This window comes from Streptomyces sp. NPDC030991, assembly GCF_055571235.1.
The window spans coordinates 357,724-373,476 of the sequence record NZ_JBVIFR010000001.1; the positions used below are offsets into that span (position 1 = coordinate 357,724).

The window sequence follows — 15,753 nt, forward strand, 5'->3', positions numbered from 1 at the left end:
CGGGCCCCCTTGTCGGCGCGGCGCGGTCCGGCTTACCGTCCCCGAGACCGTGTGATCGTCCGCGAACGTCTCTGGGGGCAGCGTGAGTTCAGGTCCTGTGGGGGTCGCCGTCGTCGGGGCGGGCGTGATCAGCAAGCAGTATCTGGCGACGCTGTCGGGCTTCCCCGACGTACGGGTCCTCGCCGTCGCCGATCTCGACGTGCGGCGCGCGGAGGCGGCGGCGCGCGCCCACGGCGTCCCGGTCGCCGGGGACCTGGACACGGCGCTGGCCGTGCCGGAGGTCGAGCTCGTCGTGAATCTGACGGTGCCCGCGGCGCACGTCGAGGTGGCGCGGACGGCGCTCCGCGCGGGCAAGCACGTCTACGGCGAGAAGCCGATCGCGCTCTCGCCGGACGAGGCCGGGAAGCTGCTGGAGGAGGCGTCCGAGCGGGGCCTGCTGGTGGGCAGCGCGCCGGACACGTTCCTCGGGGCGGGACTGCAGTCCGCGCTGCGGGCCGTCGGGGCCGGGTCCATCGGGGCGCCGGTCGCCGCGTCGACGGCGCTGCGCAGCCTCGGCCCCGAGGGCTGGCATCCGGACCCGGCGTTCTTCTACCAGCCGGGCGGCGGGCCGCTGTTCGACCTCGGGCCCTACTATCTGACGGCGCTCGTGGCGCTCTTCGGCGGCGTGGAGCGGGTCGCGGCGTCGGTGCGGCGGGCCCGCGACGACCGGGTGGCCGGGGCGGGCCCTGCGGCCGGGCGGTCGTTCCCCGTCGCCGTCCCCACCCATGTGTCGGCGCTGCTCGACTTCGGGTCGGGGCCCACGGCCACGTCCGTGTTCAGCTGGGACTCGGCGCGTCCGCACCTCCAGTTCGAGGTCATCGGCACGGAGGGCACGCTGTCGGTCCCCGACCCGAACACGTTCGGCGGGCCGCTGCGGATACGGCCCAACGGTGCGTCCGACTGGGCCGAGCTGCCCGTGCGGGGCCGGACGGACGGCCGCGGTCTGGGCGTCGTCGACATGGCGCGGGCGATCCGGACGGGTGGGGCTCCGCGGGCGTCGGGGGCGCTGGCGCTGCATGTGCTGCGGACGATGGCGGCGGTGACGGAGTCGGCGTCACGCGGGGAGTTCGCGCGGCTGCCCGCGCAGGCGGTGGGGGTGCGACCGCTCCCGGACGGCTGGGACCCGGCGCTGTTGACCTTGTGAGGGGCGCCTGCCCGGTTCCTCACCCGGCGGAGGCGTCCGGGTCCAGGTCGGCCAGTGTCCGCTCCAGCCACTCCACCCAGAAGGTCTCCAGGTCGAGCCCGGCCCGCAGCACCGCGTGCTGCAGCCGGTCGGGTACCGAGTCCTTCTCCGGCGGGAAGTCCCGCTGCTCGATGGCCCGGTAGGTCTCCAACTGCCGCCGGTGCAGGTCGAGATGGCGGCGCAGCTCGGCCTCGATCCCGTCCGTGCCGACCACCGCGGCGGAGCGCAGCCGCAGCAGCAGCGGGTCCCGCAGTGTCTTCGGGTCCTGCGGCGCGGCCGTCCAGCGGGCCAGTTCCGCGCGACCCTCGGGCAGGACCTCGTACTCCTTCTTCTGGCCGCGCGCGGGGACCGCGGGGGCCAGTGCGCGGATCTGCCCGTCGCGCTCCAGCTTGCCCAGCTCGCGGTAGATCTGCTGATGCGTGGCCGACCAGAAGTAGCCGAACGACTTGTCGAAGCGGCGGGTCAGTTCGAGCCCCGACGACGGCTTCTCCAGGAGGGCCGTGAGGATCGCGTGCGGCAGTGACATGGGGCCAGCGTAAGTGGATGAGGGCGGTCACGTGGCCGGCGGGCCCGGCCGCGTGACCGCCCGGTCTCAGAGGGCAGCGGCGACCTCGGTGCCCTGCTTGATGGCGCGCTTGGCGTCCAGTTCGGCCGCGACGTCGGCGCCGCCGATCAGGTGCGGGGTGCGGCCGGCGGCGACGAGGTCGTCGTAGAGGGAGCGCCTGGGCTCCTGGCCGGCGCAGAGGACGACGGTGTCGACGGGGATCAGCGTCGGCTCGCCGTCGACGGTGATGTGCAGGCCCGCGTCGTCGATCCGGTCGTACGTGGCGCCCGCGACCATCGTGACGCCGCGGTGGCGCAGCTCGGTGCGGTGGATCCAGCCGGTGGTCTTGCCGAGCCCCGCGCCGACCTTGGACGCCTTGCGCTGGACGAGGTGCACCTGGCGCGGCGGCGCCGGGCGCTCGGGACGGGCGAGGCCGCCGCGGTCGGCGTAGTCCATGTCGACGCCCCACAGCCGGAAGTACGTCGCCGGGTCCTGGCTCGCCTTCTCGCCGCCGTCGGTGAGGTACTCAGCCACGTCGAACCCGATGCCGCCCGCGCCGATGACGGCGACGCGGTCGCCGACGGGCACGCCCTCGCGCAGTACGTCGAGGTAGCCGACGACGCTGGGGTGGTCGACGCCGTCGATGGCCGGGATGCGGGGGCTGACGCCGGTGGCGACGACGACCTCGTCGTAGGCGTCGAGGTCGGCGGCGGACACGTAGGAGTTCAACTTCACGGTGACGCCGCGCTCTTCGAGCTGGGTGCGGAAGTACCGCAGGGTCTCGTCGAACTCCTCCTTGCCGGGCACCTGGCGGGCGACGTTCAGCTGGCCGCCGATCCGGTCGGCGCCGTCGAAGAGGGTCACGTTGTGGCCGCGTTCGGCGGCGGAGACGGCGCAGGCGAGTCCGGCCGGGCCGGCGCCGACGACGGCGACGCTCTTGCGCACCCGCGTGGGCGACAGGACGAGCTCGGTCTCGTGGCAGGCGCGCGGGTTGACCAGACAGGAGGTGATCTTGCCGCTGAAGGTGTGGTCCAGGCACGCCTGGTTGCAGCCGATGCAAGTGTTGATCGCCTCGGAGCGGCCGGCGGCGGCCTTGTTCACGAAGTCCGGGTCGGCGAGCATCGGGCGTGCGAGGGAGACCATGTCGGCGACGCCGTCGGCGAGCAACTCCTCGGCCAGTTCCGGGGTGTTGATGCGGTTGGTGGTGACGAGGGGGATGGACACCTCCCCCATGACCTTCTTGGTGACCCAGGTGTACGCGCCGCGCGGCACGGACGTCGCGATGGTCGGGATGCGGGCCTCGTGCCAGCCGATGCCGGTGTTGATGATGGTGGCGCCGGCCGCCTCGATCTCCTTGGCGAGGTGCACGACCTCCTCCAGCGTCGAGCCGCCGGGCACCAGGTCCAGCATCGAGAGGCGGTAGATGACGATGAAGTCGGGGCCGACCCGTTCGCGCACGCGCCGCACGATCTCCAGGGGGAAGCGGACGCGGTTCTCGTACGAGCCGCCCCAGCGGTCGGTGCGCTGATTGGTGTGGGCGACGATGAACTCGTTGATGAGGTAGCCCTCGGAGCCCATGACCTCGACGCCGTCGTAGCCGGCCGCCTTGGCGAGTTCGGCGGTGCGCGCGAAGTCCTCGATGGTCTGCTCGACCTCGGCGTCGCTCAGCTCGTGGGGGACGAACGGGCTGATGGGCGCCTGGATCGGGCTCGGCGCCACCAGGTTCTCGTGGTAGGCGTAGCGGCCGAAGTGCAGGATCTGCAGGGCGATCCTGCCGCCCGCCGCGTGCACGGCGCCGGTGACCTCGCGGTGCTGCTCGGCCTCCGCGTCGGTGGTGAGTTTGGCGCCGCCGTCGTAGGGGCGTCCGGCCTCGTTCGGAGCGATGCCGCCGGTGACCATGAGGCCGACGCCACCGCGGGCGCGGGTCGCGTAGAACTCGGCCATGCGGGCGAAGCCGTTCTCCGCCTCCTCCAGACCTACGTGCATCGAGCCCATCAGGACGCGGTTGGGCAGGGTGGTGAAGCCCAGGTCGAGCGGGGCGAGCAGATGCGGGTATCGGGACATGGGGCCCTCCGTGCGCGGCGAACGTCGTCACTGTTGTAGACGACCCGGAGCCCCTTGTGCAACAAGTTGCAAAAGAGAGCTGCGCCACGCAGGCAAGCCTTACCAGCCCCTCACCGGCGGCGCTCTACGCGTCCGCGACCTCGGCCACCCACCCGTACGGCAGCTCCTCCCCGTCGACCGTCACCGCCTCCACGGTCCGGGTACGGGGGTCGATGTCGGCCTGCACGCCCTCCCCCTCGTAGCGCGGATAGCCGGACGCCCCCTCGGCGCCGGTGGCGGCCACCGGCACGGTCCGCAGCGGGTTGCCGTGGTCGGGACGGCCTTCGCCGTCGGTCAGACGGGGCTTGAGGACAACGGTGTAGCCGGCGGGCACCTCAGGCATATGGCTCATGCTCGGAGGCTAGTGCGCGACGCGCGGCCCCGCCCGCCGTCCGGCCCGACCCGCCGCGGGACCCCGGCCGCGAAGCCTGGGTTGTAGAGTGCAACAAGTGCTTCGGAAAGGAACCCTCACGTGGCAGAGCCCGACCGTCCCACCGACCGCGAATCGGCCGTGGAGACCATCCAGCGCGAGCTGACCTCCTTCGCCCGCCGCGCCAGGGCGACGGCCGCCCGGATGCACCCCGAGCTGTCGCTCGTCTCGTTCACCCTGCTCAGCCACCTCGACGAGCGGGGCGGCTGCCGCGCCACCGACCTCGCCGCGCACTACGCGCTGGACAAGTCGACGGTCAGCCGGCAGGTCGCCGCTCTGGAACGGGCCGGCCTGGTCATGCGCCGCGTCGACCCGGACGACCACCGCGTCCAGGTCCTGCTCCCCACCCCGGCGGGAGCGGAGATCCTCGCGCAGGTGACCGTCAGCCGCCGGCAGATCTTCGGGGAGCGACTCGCGGACTGGTCGGCGCAGGACCTGACCCGGTTCGCCGCCTACCTGGAGCGCTACAACGAAGCCTCGCGCGAGGACTGAGCCGCCGCGGGCTCGGGAACTCTCGCGGCGCGGAAGCGCGTCGTGCGGCGCAGCCGGAAGCCGAGGGACTCATAGAGCCGGATCGCGTTCGTGTTGCCCGCGCCGGTGTGCAGGAACGGCGTCTCGCCGCGCTCCCTGATCCCGGCGGCCACAGCCCGCACGAGCCGCCCGGCGAGACCCTGGCCGCGCTGGTCGGCGTCGGTGCACACAGCGCTGATCTCGGTCCAGCCCGGCGGATGCAGCCGCTCCCCCGCCATCGCCACGAGGACGCCCCCGCGCCGGATGCCGAGGTACGTGCCGAGCTCGATGGTGCGGGGCAGGAAGGGACCGGGCCGGGTGCGGGCCACGAGGTCGAGCATCTCCGGCACGTCCGCCGCGGTGAGCCGGACCGCCTCGGGGTCGTGCGCCGCGGCCACGCCCGCGTCGACGAGCTGCACGCCCGGTATGTCCTGCGTCAGCTCCCAGCCGGCCGGCAGGGAGCGGGTCGTGCCCGGCAGCGGCACCTGCGCACCGGGTCCGGCGAACGCGGCGAGGTCCGCCCAGTCCCCGGGCCCCGGGTCGTCGGGCAGCGCCAGCCAGGGCGAGACGTCGAGGGGGTAGCGCAGGACCCGGCCGCGCCGCTCGGCGAGATGGGCGTGCGGGCCGGTCAGCGCGGCGTACGCCGGGTTGTCGAGCGGGTGCGCGGGTTCGGCCGGGGCGGGCGACGACGCGTGCCCTTCGTACGTCTGCGTCTCGGTCATCCGGACCCTTCTCTCATGAACTCGACGGGGAGTTGCGGGCGCGGCACCGCTTGCGGCCGTGATCGCGCCGCACCATGAAACCCCCAGGTCAGAGCCTGCATTCCCCGGCACACGCAGTGTTCATGAGGTCGCAACGCGTTCATCCGGACGCAATGCGGCCGTAGGATTCCGCGCGGCCGGACCGCTGTACGCCGCGAAGGACCGGGCGTTGCCGCGGGGTGAGCGCTCTTGGCATGCTGGCGCGATGCCGTCCACGCCACTGACCCACCGCGTCGAGAAGCTCCTCGCCTCGGCCACCCTGCCCCTCGTCCTCGCGGGCGATCCCGTCCTGCGGCGCCCCGCCGAGCCGTTCGACGGACAGCTCCCCGACGACCTCCTGTCCCGGCTGATCGAGGCGATGCGCGTCACGATGCACGCGGCGCCCGGCGTGGGCCTGGCCGCGCCCCAGATCGGCCTGCCGCTGCGCCTCGCGGTGATCGAGGACACGATGGACGTACCGGATGAGGTGCGGATCGCGCGCGACCGCGTCCCGCAGCCGTTCCGGGTGCTGATCAACCCGACGTACGAGGACGCGGGCGGGCGCCGGGTCGCCCACTACGAGGGGTGCTTGAGCGTGCCGGACTACCGGGCCGTGGTCGCCCGGCACGAACGGGTGCGGCTGCGCGCCCTCGACGAGCGGGGGCGTGCGGTGGACGAGGAGGTCGGCGGCTGGCCGGCCCGGATCGTCCAGCACGAGACGGACCACCTCGACGGCACGCTCTACCTGGACCGGGCCGAACTGCGGTCGCTCACGCTGGCCAGGACCCCGGAGCAGAGGGCGCGCTGGGGCCAGCCCACCCCCGGACGGGCCGCCGAGGAGCTGGGCTTCGCGCTGCCGGAAGCCGAACGCTAGCCGTCACTCCAGCCGCGGCATCTCCCCCTTGGCGGCGGTGACGTCGATGACGGTGAACGCCGCGCCCTGCGGATCGCCGACCGCCGCGAACCGGCCGAAGGGGCTGTCCACCGGCCCGAGGTGCAGCTTGCCGCCGAGGCGTTGCACGGTGGCGAGCGCCGCGTCGCAGTCCTCGACGACGAAGTACACGTTCACGTACGACGGCACGTGTGCGGGGAAGTCGTCGGTCATCTGCATGCGGCCCAGCGCGGGCCGGCCGTCGAGCTGCCAGACGTCGAAGTCGATGTGCTCGTCCGCCATCTTCTTCGCCTCGTACGGGAAGACGGCGGTGAAGAACGCGTCGGTGCGCGCCGCGTCGCGGGAGTTGACCTCGGCCCAGCAGAAGGCGCCGGGCTCGTTGACCGCCTCGAAGCCCTCGTGCGTATCGGCCTGCCAGACGCTGAAGAAGCAGCCGGTGGGGTCCTGGGCGGTGACCATCGTGCCGAAGTCGCCGACCCGCATCGGCTCCATCGAGAGCGTGCCGCCCGCGCTTCTGATCCGCTCGGCGGTGGCCGCGATGTCCGGGGTGGCGAAGTACAGGTTCCAGGCGGCCTGGACGCCTTCCATGCCCGGCATCTGCGGCGACAGCGCCGCGACGTTCTTGCCGCCGGGAGTCCTGGCCTGCGTGTAGCGGTTGAACTCCTCGGCGCCCTCGTCGTAGGACCAGCCGAACAGCTCGGCGTAGAAGCCCTTCGCGGCCTCCAGGTCCGGGAACATGGCGTCGGCCCATACGGGCGCGCCCTCGGTTTGTGCGGCCATGACGCCAGACCTTCCGTAGGGTTCACCGGGCGCGACGGGGCCCGGCGGCCACCATCCACGCTAGGACGGTGGCGCGCGCTCCGCCATCCGTGCGAGCCCGGGCCCGGCGGCCCGTGTCCCCGTCGGCCCGCGAAGAGGCCGACGGGGGCAGGCCCGACCGGTCAGGCCTGGGCGAGCTGCGGTTCCGGGAGCGGTGCCGGCACGGCCTTCGGGTGCCACCGCTTCGTGGTCCGGAGGTAGCCGTACACCACGGAGGCCATCGCCAGAAGGAGGAGCGGTCCGAACGCCCACGGGTGCCGGGCCATCTCCAGCGGGAGATAGCGGTACGCGACCAGCAGCACCGCGAAGACGGCCGTGCCGTAGGCGACCAGCCGGGCCGCGGCCCCGTCCCAGCCGCGCTCGAACGCGCGCATCGCCGTCTCGACGGTGACCGCGAAGACGACACCGGCGACGAGGTCGACACCGTAGTGGTATCCGAAGCCCAGTGTGGCGGTGAGCGTGGCGACCAGCCAGAAGGCGCCGGCGAACCGCAGGAGCCGTGACCCCTTGCGGGAGTGGATGAAGATCGTGGTGGCCCATGCGGTGTGCAGGCTGGGCATGCAGTTGCGCGGGGTGATCTCGTCGAACGGCACCGGGTGCGGGGGGCCGACCGGCGTCAGGGTCTGCGGCCACAGGTCGGCCACCGCCCAGTGCCCGCCGTCGGCGCCGTAGGCGAAGACCGGCCCGACCACCGGGAAGATCATGTAGATGGCGGGTCCGAGCAGGCCGATGACCAGGAACGTGCGCACGAGGTGGTGGCCCGGGAAGCGGCGCTCGACCGCCACGTTGCGCAGCTGGTACAGGGCGATGATCGCCGCGGCCAGCGGGAGCTGTCCGTAGACGGCGTGCAGGACGTGCTCGACGACCGGACCGCCGGCCGCGACCCACTGGCCGACGAGCCAGGAGGGGTTGCCCAGCGCGTGGTCCGCGGTCGCGAGGTACGGGTCCAGGACCGACGGGCGCGACTTCGAGGTGATGAGCAGCCAGGTATCACCGGTCTTGTGGCCGGCCACCAGCAGCAGTCCGAGCCCGACGCCCTTCAGCAGCAGGACGCGTTCGGGGCCGGTGCGGCGCGTGAGCGCGACGACGGCCCAGCCGAGGATCACCAGCAGCGCGCCGTTGCCGAAGGCCATCTCGGCGCCGGCCGCCCAGCGGACCAGCAGGAAGACGACGTCGATCCCGGCCGCGACGCCCAGTGAGATGAGCCGCTGCCGCCAGGTGAGCACCACCAGCATCAGGGCCAGACCGGCGTAGAGCAGCGGTCCGGAACGGGGCGCGAAGATCACCTCGCGCGCCTGATTGGTGATCGGCCCCGGCAGTCCGTAGCGGCGCGCGGCGATCTCCAGGGCGATGAGGAACCCGAGGGTCGCCACGCCCGCCGCGGTCCACAGCATCGTCCGCGGCTGACGCAGCGCGGAGAGCGAGGTCCTGCATCGTGTTCGCGAGGGTATTCGCGAGGTCTTCGTCGTCAATTGTCTGGCCGTCTTGTGAGGTTCGGTCGGGCGGGCGCCGTGCGGCCGATCATGTTATCGGAGCGGTGCGTGGGCGTTCGCGACCGAACGGGACGGCCCGCGACCCGTCAGTGACCCGCGGTGAGATTGCCGCTGAGCGTCTTGTGCAGATCGGCGCTCGGCCGGTTCAGGCCGATCATCTCGACGGTCTTGCCGCGTTGTGCGTACCTGGCCTCGACGGCGTCCAGGGCCGCGACCGACGAGGCGTCCCAGATGTGGGTGCCGGAGAGGTCGATGACGACCTTGTCCGGGTCGCCGGCGTAGTCGAAGCGGGTCACCAGGTCGTTGGCGGAGGCGAAGAAGAGCTGGCCGGTCACGGCGTAGACCTGGGTGCCGTCCGGGCCGCGGACCGCGGTGACGTCGGCGAGGCGGGCGACGCGCCTGGCGAAGATGACCATGGCGGTGACCGACCCGGCGACGACGCCGATGGCGAGGTTCGAGGTGGCGACCACGATGGCGACGGTGATGACCATGACGGTGATCTCGCCCGCGGGCATCCGCCTGAGGGTCCGGGGAGCGATGGAGTGCCAGTCGAACGTCGCGAAGCAGACCATCACCATCACCGCGACGAGCGCGCCCATCGGGATGTCGGAGACGACCGGGCCGAAGACGACGCACAGCACCATCAGGAAGGCGCCCGCCAGGAAGGTGGAGAGCCGGGTCCTGGCGCCCGAGACCCGCACGTTGATCATGGTCTGGCCGATCATGGCGCAGCCGCCCATGCCGCCGAAGAACCCGGTGACGATGTTGGCGATGCCCTGGCCGATGGACTCGCGGGTCTTGTTGGAGCGGGTGTCGGTGATGTCGTCGACCAGCTGCGCGGTCATCAGCGACTCCATGAGCCCGACGAGGGCCATGGCGAGCGCGTACGGGGCGACGGTGCTGAGCGTGTCGAGCGTGAACGGCACGTCGGGCAGGCCCGGCACCGGCAGCGAGGAGGGCAGTTCGCCCTTGTCCCCGACGGTCGGCACGGAGACGCCGGCCGCGACGGTGATCACCGTGAGGACGACGATCGAGACCAGCGGCGCCGGGACCACCGTGGTGACCTTCGGGAAGAACACCATCAGCAGCAGACCGCCGATGATCAGCGGGTAGACGGCCCAGGGCACGTCGTGCATCTCGGGGACCTGCGCCATGAAGATCAGGATGGCGAGCGCGTTGACGAAGCCGACCATCACGGAGCGCGGCACGAACCGCATCAGCTTCGCGACGCCCAGCGCTCCGAGGACGATCTGGAAGACCCCGGCCAAAATCACGGCCGCCACGAGGTAGCCGAACCCGTGCTCGCGGTTGAGCGGGGCGATCACCAGGGCGACGGCGCCGGTGGCGGCGGAGATCATCGCGCGCCGGCCGCCGACGACCGAGATGGTCACGGCCATCGTGAAGGCGGCGAAGAGGCCGATCGCCGGATCGACCCCGGCGATGATCGAGAACGAGATCGCCTCCGGAATGAGCGCGAGGCCGACGACGAGCCCGGCGAGCACCTCGGTACGCCACACCTTGGGGTCGGACAGCCAGTCGGGCTTGAGTCCGCGCAGGAGGGCGGCGGGCGAGAACACGGGAGCAGACAAGAAGAAGTACCTGACGGATCGGGCACGCCCGACGGTGAAAGGGACGTGCGTCCACAACTCTACCCTGACGTTACGGTAGAGATAGGAGCCCTCCGGGCGAGCGGCGCCAGGGACGAGAGAGGCAGGTCGCGTGAGCGGCGAGCACATGCAGATCGGCGAGGTCGCCGCACGGACCGAGCTGTCTTTGCGCACCATCCGGCACTACGAGGAGACCGGCCTGGTCATCCCCTCGGCCCGCTCACAGGGCGGATTCCGTCTCTACACCGAGGCCGATGTCGTCCGCCTCATGGTGATCCGCCGCATGAAACCGCTCGGCTTCAGCCTCGACGAGATGCGCGACCTGCTGGCCGCCACCGACCGCCTCGACGCCGCCGAGGAGCTCACCGACGACGTCCGCGATCAGCTCCTCTCCCGCGTACGGGCCTTCGAGAAGGCGACCCAGGAGCGGATCGCCGACCTGCGCGTCCAGCTGGCGCGCGGGGAGGAGTTCGCCGACACGCTGGCCCGGCGTCTGCCCGAGGCGCGATAGTCTTCCCAGGTGCAGACAGGCCCCTGGAACCATGACGACGGTCGATGTGCGGCGGTGCTGATCGCCTCCTCCGCCGGAGGTGTCCTGGGCCTCTGTACGCTCCTGGGCGGGCTGGAAGCCACGCTGCCCGTGCCGGTGCTGGTGGCCCAGCACCTCAACCGCTCCCGTGAGACACACATCGTGGCCATCCTGTCCAGGTCCACGAAGCTCCTGGTCAAGCTCGCCGAGGACGGCGAACGCCCGCGGGCGGGGGCCGTCTACATCGCCCCGCCCGACCAGCACCTGTGCGTCCGGTCGGACGGAACGCTCTCCCTCACACGTGAGGACCGGGTCAACTACGCCCGCCCGGCCGCCGACCCCCTCTTCGAGTCGGCGGCGCAGGCGTTCGGGCCGGTCATCGGCTGCGTGCTCACCGGTGCGGACAGTGACGGCGCCCAAGGCATCAAGGCGGTCAAGGAGAACGGCGGCACGGTTCTCGTGCAGGATCCCGAGACCGCCGCCTTCCAGGGCATGCCCGAATCGGCGATCCGCACCGGGCGGGTGGACCACGTGCTTCCCCTCACCGCGATCGGCCCGGCCATCACGCGGCTCCTCCGGGGAGACGGCGAAAGCGTGGCCGGCCTCGGGACCCGCCCGCCGGTGTAGGGCCGCCGTCAGGGGCGCGGGTTCCCCTGGTCGGGGTCGTCGTCGGGGGTCTGCCAGGTGGTGCCGCGCTGCGCCTCGTCGTTGCCGAGGTGGGCGCCGGGGGCGGGCTGGGTCGGCTCGGTCCGCCGGGCCGCGCGACGCCGCCCGCTGACGAACATGGCGAGCAGGCCGAGGACTACGACGACGCCGACGACGATGAAGACCAGCGAGCCTCCGCCTCCGGCGGCCAGAACGATGTGGTTGTGAGTGTGCATGGCGCTCATCTACCCCGTTCCGCGCTGAAACCGCACGGACCGCCGAGGAAAGATCCCTCGGAGTTCCGCGGTTGATCGTTTCGAGTGGCCGTCGGGGGCTACCTGGCCGAAGGTGGAAAAACAACGCAGTGTGCCTGCATCAGCTACGCAGCGGGAGACGACCATGACCACCCAGGGTCCGAGCGCCGGGCTCAAGAAGACGCTGACGACCCCGCTGCTCTACTTCTTCATCCTCGGCGACGTACTGGGCGCGGGCGTCTACGTCCTCGTCGGCCAGGTCGCCGCGAAATCGGGCGGCGCCGTCTGGGTGCCCCTGGTCCTCGCCCTGCTGCTCTCCCTGCTCACGGCCGCCTCCTACGCCGAGCTGGCCACGAAGTATCCGAGAGCCGGCGGCGCCTCCCACTACGCGACGCTCGCCTACGGGCCGTTCGCCGGGTTCCTCGCCGGGTTCTGCATGCTGGCCGCGGGCATCGTCTCCGTGGCCGCGCTCGCCCGCGGATTCGCCGGTGACTACCTGACGGCCTTCGTCAGCCTGCCGGTCGTCCTGGTGGCGGCCGTCTTCCTGTGCGCCCTGGCTCTCCTCAACGCGCGGGGCATCAGCGAGTCCACCCGCGCCAACGTCGCCGCGACGGTCATCGAGGTGGGCGGGCTCCTCCTCGTGGTCGGCCTGGGCGTATGGCTGTTCGTGCGGGGCGACGGCGACGCGAGCCGCCTCGTGCACCTCGGCACCGCCGACACGGGGGCCGCCGCCGGAGTGCTCGGTGGGACCGTGCTCGCGTACTACTCCTTCGTCGGGTTCGAGACCTCGGTCAACGTCGCGGAGGAGACCCGGGACCCGCGCCGCTCCTACCCGCGTGCCCTCTTCGGCGCCCTGATCACCGCGGGCGCCGTCTACGCCCTCGTCGGGGCCGTCGCCTCGGCGGCCGTTCCCACCGAGACACTGGCCCGCTCCAGCGGCCCGCTGCTCGAAGTGGTGAAGGAGGCCGGCGGGGTACCGCCGAAGGTGTTCAGCGCCATCGCCCTCGTCGCCGTCGCCAACGGCGCGCTGCTCACCGGCATCATGAGCTCCCGGCTGGCCTACGGCATGGCGCGGGACGGGCTGCTGCCCCGCGTCCTGACCCGCGTGCTGCCGGGGCGCGGCACGCCGTGGGCGTCCATCGCCGCGACGACCGTCCTGTCGTTCCTGCTGGCCCTCACGGGAGACGTGGAGACCCTCGCCTCCACTCTGGTCCTGCTGCTGCTCGTGGTGTTCTTCCTCGTCAACACCGCCGTGCTGGTCCTGCGCCGCGACAGCGAAGCGCCGCCCCACTTCCGGGCGTTCACCGTGGTCCCCGTGCTCGGAGCGGTCTCCTGCGTGGTGCTCGCCACGCAGGTCGAGGCCGAGGTGTGGACCCGCGGACTGATCATCCTCGCTGTCGGCGCGGTCCTCGGCGCGATCGCCGCCGTACACCGTCGCGGGGCGACGACGTAACTGAACAGCCCCGTGCGAGACGGAGCAATTCGGGTACCCCTGTTTCCGTCCGCTTCTGTGGCGGACCACCGCGGCAGCGGAACAGGCAGCACAGTGCGACCGAAGGAGAGACAGATGGACGACGGGCACCCCATCAAGGAAGCGGCGGAAAAGGTGAAGGAGACGGTGACCGGCGAAGCGGCCCCCAAAGGCCCCGAGGACGGCGTTCCTGGGAAGCCGGGGCCCCAGTCGCCGACGTTCGACGAGCCCACCGAGGCGCGCGGCCCCCTGCCGCCCAAGGCCGACCAGAGCGGTCCGCGGCCCGTGAGCCCCACCGGCGCCCCCTCGCGCGACGGCCGGGCGGCCGCCGCCCAGCAGGGCGAGCGTCTCACCACCGCGCAGGGCGACCGTCTGTACGACACCGATCACTCGCTCAAGGCCGGTCCGCGCGGGCCGGTCCTCCTCCAGGACCACCACTTGCGGGAGAAGATCACCCACTTCGACCACGAGCGCATCCCGGAGCGGGTCGTCCACGCGCGGGGCGCCGCCGCCCACGGTGTGTTCCGCGGCTACGGCCGGGCGGCCGGGGTCACCAAGGCGGCCTTCCTCGGGGAGGGTGTCGAGACGGACGTCTTCGTCCGGTTCTCCACCGTCCTCGGCTCCCGCGGTTCGGCGGACACCGTCCGTGACACCCGCGGTTTCGCGACGAAGTTCTACACCTCCGAGGGCACGTTCGACCTCGTCGGCAACAACATCCCGGTCTTCTTCATCCAGGACGCCATCAAGTTCCCGGACGTCATCCACGCCGGGAAGCCCCACCCCGACCGGGAGATCCCGCAGGCGCAGAGCGCGCACGACACGTTCTGGGACTTCGTCACCCTGCACTCCGAGGCCACCCACCACACCCTGTGGAACATGTCCGACCGGGGCATCCCCCGCTCGTACCGCATGATGGAGGGCTTCGCCGTCCACACGTTCCGGCTGGAGAACGCGGCCGGCGAGACGACCCTGGTGAAGTTCCACTGGAAGCCGAAGCTGGGCGTGCACTCCCTCGTCTGGGAGGAGGCCCAGATCGCCGGCGGTGTGGACCCCGACTTCCACCGCCGCGACCTCGCCGACGCCATCGAGGCGGGCGCCTACCCGGAGTGGGAGCTGGGCATTCAGACCTTCCCCGACACCCCGGAGCAGATGTTCGAGGGCATCGACCTGCTCGACCCGACGAAGATCGTGCCCGAGGAGCTGGCCCCGGTGCAGCCCATCGGGCTGCTCACGCTCAACCGCAACCCCTCGAACTATTTCGCCGAGACCGAGCAGGTCGCCTTCCACGTCGGGCACCTCGTCCCCGGTATCGACGTCACCGACGACCCGCTGCTCCAGGGGCGGCTGTTCTCGTACCTGGACACCCAGATCAGCAGGCTCGGCGGGCCCAACTTCGCCCAGCTGCCCATCAACCGGCCGCACGCCCCCGTCAACGACATGCTGCGGGACGGCATGCACCAGACGGCCGTGCACCGGGGCGTCGCGCCGTACCGGCCGAACTCGCTCGACGGGGGCTGCCCGTTCACGGCGGGCGCCACCACCGGGGCGGACATCGAGGTGCCCGTCGAACTGCCCGCTTCGCGCAAGGTCCGCGAGGCTCCCGCGACCTTCGACGACCACTTCAGCCAGGCGCGTCTCTTCTGGCTGAGCATGAGCCCGCCCGAGCGCGAGCACATCGTCAACGCCTACTCCTTCGAGCTCGGCAAGTGCTACGAGCAGGCCATCAAGGAGCGCGGTCTGCAGTCCCTGGCCAACATCGACCCGGAGCTGTGCGCGCAGGTCGCCGCCGCGCTCGGGCTGCCCGCTCCGCAGCCGACCGAGCCGCTCCAGGACGCGCCGCCCAGCCCGGCCCTCTCCCAGCTCGGGCGGGTCTGGCCGCTGGACGGGCGGATCATCGGCATCGTGACCGACGGCTCCGAGGACATCGACGGGGTGCGGGCGGTGCGCCAGAGCGTGCTCGACGCGGGCATGGTGCCGCTGCTCATCGCCCCGGCGGGCGGGAAGCTCGACGCGGGCGGCGAACCCCTCGCGGTGCAGCGGACGTTCGCCACGGCCCGCTCCATCGAGTTCGACGCCCTTCTGGTGGTGGGGGTGCCCGCGGCGGGCGCCGACGCCGTTCCCGCGCGGGACGCGAAGGCGAAGACCTCGGCCTCCGACCTCGACCCGCGGGTGCGTCTGCTGCTGGACGAGGCGTTCCGCCACGGCAAGGCCATCGGCGGCTGGGCCGGGGCAGGCCGGGCGCTCGAAGCGGCCGGCCTGCCGGACGGCGCCCCGGGCGTCGTCCTCGGCGACAGCGGTGCCGGGGTGCTCGACCAGTTGCAGGAACTGCTCGGCGCGCACCGCGTCTGGGAGCGGTTCGGCACGACCGTGTGACAGCGGTCAGCTGACCGGCCCGGGGGGTGTGGGAACGGTTTCCCCAAGAAGAAACAGGGTGCTTTTTTTTTTTTGTGCCCCCCAAACCTAATGGGGCAAACCACGGAGACCGACAGGCGTT

The 15,753-nt window shown here is 72.0% G+C and carries 15 protein-coding genes; 7 read left to right on the top strand and 8 right to left on the bottom strand.

Features of this window, described 5'->3' with window-relative positions; genetic code table 11:
• Positions 1-82: 82 nt before the first annotated feature.
• Complete coding sequence (locus ACZ45E_RS01750; RefSeq protein ID WP_468215215.1) at positions 83-1,183, top strand: Gfo/Idh/MocA family protein; 1,101 nt, start codon at positions 83-85, stop codon at positions 1,181-1,183.
• 19 nt (positions 1,184-1,202) lie between these two features.
• On the opposite strand, the gene ACZ45E_RS01755 is transcribed toward ACZ45E_RS01750, so the two are convergent.
• From ACZ45E_RS01755 to ACZ45E_RS01765, 3 genes are all read right to left on the bottom strand, one after another.
• Positions 1,203-1,748, bottom strand: coding sequence for a PadR family transcriptional regulator (locus ACZ45E_RS01755; protein ID WP_468215218.1), 546 nt, complete (start codon positions 1,746-1,748; stop codon positions 1,203-1,205).
• A gap of 66 nt (positions 1,749-1,814) precedes the next feature.
• On the bottom strand, positions 1,815-3,830 hold the full coding sequence (locus ACZ45E_RS01760; protein ID WP_468215220.1) for an NADPH-dependent 2,4-dienoyl-CoA reductase: 2,016 nt from the start codon (positions 3,828-3,830) through the stop codon (positions 1,815-1,817).
• Between the two features lie 124 nt (positions 3,831-3,954).
• Entirely contained in the window at positions 3,955-4,221 is a 267-nt protein-coding gene (locus ACZ45E_RS01765; protein WP_468215222.1) for a hypothetical protein, read from the bottom strand.
• Positions 4,222-4,341: 120 nt separating this feature from the next.
• Between ACZ45E_RS01765 and ACZ45E_RS01770 the strand changes: the two genes are divergently transcribed.
• On the top strand, positions 4,342-4,791 hold the full coding sequence (locus tag ACZ45E_RS01770) for a MarR family winged helix-turn-helix transcriptional regulator (protein ID WP_468215225.1): 450 nt from the start codon (positions 4,342-4,344) through the stop codon (positions 4,789-4,791).
• Here ACZ45E_RS01770 and ACZ45E_RS01775 read toward each other — a convergent pair.
• Entirely contained in the window at positions 4,764-5,531 is a 768-nt protein-coding gene (locus tag ACZ45E_RS01775; RefSeq protein WP_468215228.1) for a GNAT family N-acetyltransferase, read from the bottom strand. The two genes, ACZ45E_RS01770 and ACZ45E_RS01775, sit on opposite strands and share 28 nt — an antisense overlap.
• A gap of 244 nt (positions 5,532-5,775) precedes the next feature.
• On the opposite strand from ACZ45E_RS01775, the gene def reads away from it, so the two are divergent.
• Positions 5,776-6,423, top strand: a complete 648-nt coding sequence (gene def / locus ACZ45E_RS01780; RefSeq protein WP_468215231.1) for a peptide deformylase — start codon at positions 5,776-5,778, stop codon at positions 6,421-6,423.
• A 3-nt stretch (positions 6,424-6,426) separates the two neighbouring features.
• Here def and ACZ45E_RS01785 read toward each other — a convergent pair whose 3' ends face one another.
• The 3 genes from ACZ45E_RS01785 to ACZ45E_RS01795 all read right to left on the bottom strand — a co-directional run bounded on the left by ACZ45E_RS01785 (position 6,427) and on the right by ACZ45E_RS01795 (position 10,342).
• A complete protein-coding gene (locus tag ACZ45E_RS01785) occupies positions 6,427-7,221 on the bottom strand; it encodes a VOC family protein (RefSeq protein ID WP_468215233.1) in 795 nt (264 codons plus the stop codon).
• A gap of 161 nt (positions 7,222-7,382) precedes the next feature.
• Positions 7,383-8,654, bottom strand: a complete 1,272-nt coding sequence (locus tag ACZ45E_RS01790) for a phosphatase PAP2 family protein (protein WP_468215236.1) — start codon at positions 8,652-8,654, stop codon at positions 7,383-7,385.
• A 185-nt stretch (positions 8,655-8,839) separates the two neighbouring features.
• Positions 8,840-10,342, bottom strand: a complete 1,503-nt coding sequence (locus tag ACZ45E_RS01795; RefSeq protein ID WP_468215239.1) for a SulP family inorganic anion transporter — start codon at positions 10,340-10,342, stop codon at positions 8,840-8,842.
• A 130-nt stretch (positions 10,343-10,472) separates the two neighbouring features.
• On the opposite strand from ACZ45E_RS01795, the gene ACZ45E_RS01800 reads away from it, so the two are divergent.
• Together ACZ45E_RS01800 and ACZ45E_RS01805 are read left to right on the top strand one after the other, a co-directional pair.
• Entirely contained in the window at positions 10,473-10,871 is a 399-nt protein-coding gene (locus ACZ45E_RS01800; RefSeq protein WP_468215241.1) for a MerR family transcriptional regulator, read from the top strand.
• 9 nt (positions 10,872-10,880) lie between these two features.
• On the top strand, positions 10,881-11,516 hold the full coding sequence (locus ACZ45E_RS01805; protein ID WP_468215243.1) for a chemotaxis protein CheB: 636 nt from the start codon (positions 10,881-10,883) through the stop codon (positions 11,514-11,516).
• Positions 11,517-11,524: 8 nt separating this feature from the next.
• On the opposite strand, the gene ACZ45E_RS01810 is transcribed toward ACZ45E_RS01805, so the two are convergent.
• Positions 11,525-11,770 (bottom strand): DUF6479 family protein, encoded by a 246-nt coding sequence (locus ACZ45E_RS01810; RefSeq protein ID WP_468215245.1) that lies wholly within the window; start codon positions 11,768-11,770, stop codon positions 11,525-11,527.
• A 163-nt stretch (positions 11,771-11,933) separates the two neighbouring features.
• Between ACZ45E_RS01810 and ACZ45E_RS01815 the strand changes: the two genes are divergently transcribed.
• On the top strand, positions 11,934-13,241 hold the full coding sequence (locus ACZ45E_RS01815; RefSeq protein WP_468215246.1) for an APC family permease: 1,308 nt from the start codon (positions 11,934-11,936) through the stop codon (positions 13,239-13,241).
• Positions 13,242-13,355: 114 nt separating this feature from the next.
• Positions 13,356-15,632: a catalase gene (locus ACZ45E_RS01820; protein WP_468215248.1), complete on the top strand. Its 2,277-nt coding sequence runs from the start codon at positions 13,356-13,358 to the stop codon at positions 15,630-15,632.
• The last annotated feature ends 121 nt before the right edge of the window (positions 15,633-15,753 follow it).